2 protein-coding genes are annotated in these 2,126 nt (G+C 74.2%); one reads left to right on the top strand and one right to left on the bottom strand.

Annotated elements, in window-relative coordinates:
* The first annotated feature begins 289 nt into the window (after positions 1–289).
* Positions 290–1,270, top strand: a complete 981-nt coding sequence (locus FOE67_RS23670; RefSeq protein WP_438874293.1) for a phosphatase PAP2 family protein — start codon at positions 290–292, stop codon at positions 1,268–1,270.
* 72 nt (positions 1,271–1,342) lie between these two features.
* Here the strand turns inward: FOE67_RS23670 and FOE67_RS29670 are convergent, their stop codons facing one another.
* Positions 1,343–1,531 (bottom strand): I78 family peptidase inhibitor, encoded by a 189-nt coding sequence (locus FOE67_RS29670; RefSeq protein WP_323385373.1) that lies wholly within the window; start codon positions 1,529–1,531, stop codon positions 1,343–1,345.
* Positions 1,532–2,126 lie beyond the last annotated feature (595 nt).

Genomic DNA, 2,126 nt, shown 5'->3' with positions numbered 1-2,126 from the left:
GTCCCGGGGGGCGAGGAGGAATTCCGCTTCCCGGGATTCCCGTCCCCTCCCGCCTTCCCCGGGTGACCCCGAAGCCGCCGAACGGCCGATCCCCACCCCACCGGAAGGGGAATTCCCGGGGTTTTCACCGACCCCCGGAAACCGCTCGGACATTCCGTCCCGGGGCCCGTGGAGGGGAGCGGCACGGCCGGTGAACGACGGCACGGAAGATCGCGCCCCGATCACACGCACGTCACGGCACGCCGGTTCGACTCGAAACGCCCGGATCACCGGCTGTAATCTGGCGTGCGTGAACACCCGACGGATCTTTGCCCGGCTGGAGCAGGAGCCGCAGCGTCCCGACGCCGCGGCTCCCGCCATGAGCCCTGTGCGCAAAGCCCTGTTCGGGGCCACCGCGGCCTTCTACACGGCGATCGTGGCCGCGGTGCTCACCACGTCCTCGTTGGTCCGTCTGGACTGGCAGGTGATGTTCTTCCGACCCTACAAGCAGTGGCCGGAACTGCACCCGTTCCTGGACTGGTTCGTGGTCCTCGGGCAGCGCGGTCCCACGGCCGTGCTGATCGCCGCGTGGCTGGGATGGCGTTCCTGGCGCCAGCGCACCCTGCGCCCCCTGTTGGTGTTGGGTACCGCCCTGTTGTTGCTCAACGTCACGGTGGGGGCCGCCAAGCTCGGCATGGGCCGGGAGGGCCCGCACTACGCCAACGTGGTGGGCTCCAACGAGATGTTCCTGACCGGGGACATATTTCCCTCCGGGCACACCGCCAACGCGGTGGTGACCTGGGGCATCCTGGCCTACCTGGCCACCACCCCGCAGGCCCGGCGGATCCTGTCGGTGACGGCGGCGGTCTTCGCGCTGGGGGTGGGGACCACCACCGCCTACCTCGGCACGCACTGGGTCAGCGACGTCCTGCTGGGCTGGGCGGCGGGTCTGCTGATCCTGCTGGCCCTGCCCTGGTTCGAGCCGCTGATCGCACGGGCGGAGGTGCGGATCCTGACCGCCAGGGACCGTCTGCGGGCCCGCATGGCCGCCGCCCGGGAACCGCGGCACCCCGGTCCGGTGCGGCGACCGGCCCCCCGGCCGTCCACGGTCACCGCGCCCCCCGTGGGCGATCGGCGCCCCGCGGTGGAGCCGGCGGTGACCGGCCGGGTCCGATCGGCGTCCCGACCGACTCCGGGCGAGCGCAGGCCGCACCGATCCGCACCGGTGAACCGGGCGCACCCGGGTGGCCGACCGAGCGGCGACCACCCCTCGCGTCCCGTGAACCACTGAGCGTCTCCCCGGCCCCCACCCGACCGCGGGCCCCGGGAGGGGCCGGACCGCGCGGGTCCGGCCCCGCGGGTGTCAGCCCTCCCAGGCCCGCACCACGCGACCGGCCTCCACGGCCAGGTTCAGGCGTCCGGCGATGTACTCCATGGTGATCACGGCGTCCGGCGGCAGGACCCGCACGGTGGACCAGCCGCGCTCCGCGGCGCGCCGGCGGGCGTCGGCCTCCGGAAGTCCGACGTAGGCGTCGGTGCCCTCGGTCGGGATGTGCGTCGGTGGGCCGGTGGGGTCCGGGGTCGCGCCGGACGACCCGGGAACCCCCGGCGTGTCCGAGGGGTCGGGAACCTCCGGCACCCCGGGCGGGTTGCCCGGTGGCCGGCCGGCCCCGCCGGACGGGAAGGGGCGGCGCTCGGGATCCCGGTCGGGCGGGTCGGGGATGTGCGATGTGGGTGCCATGTCGCCCACGGTAGGCGTCCCGATCGCCACCCGGAAGGCTCAACCCCCTCGGACGGCCCTCCCGGCGTGTCGTGTCACGGTTCCATCACATCGCCCCTCCCCCGCCGGCGGTTCGGCAACGTCGTGCGAATCGCCGGCGCCGGTGATTCGGAAAATCCCGGGGAAGGGCGCGTCCTCCCCGGCCGCCCTCCGCTCCGCGGGCCGGGACGGAGGGTTTTCCCCCTTCCGTTTCCCCGGGGAATCCCTGACCCCCGTGAGGTTTTCCCGGGGCCCCCGGGCGTTCGGGGCCGAGAAGCCCGGCGGGTGTTTCCCGGAGGGATGTCCGCCGGGGGTCGGCACGGAAATTCCGGACGGGGTGGGGGACCCTGGCGCGGTTTTCCCGCACGGGCCGGGAGGGCCGGGGCGC

The organism is Streptomyces calidiresistens, assembly GCF_014141525.1.
Taxonomy (GTDB): domain Bacteria; phylum Actinomycetota; class Actinomycetes; order Streptomycetales; family Streptomycetaceae; genus Streptomyces; species Streptomyces calidiresistens.
This window is presented reverse-complemented; position numbering and strand designations above follow the sequence as displayed.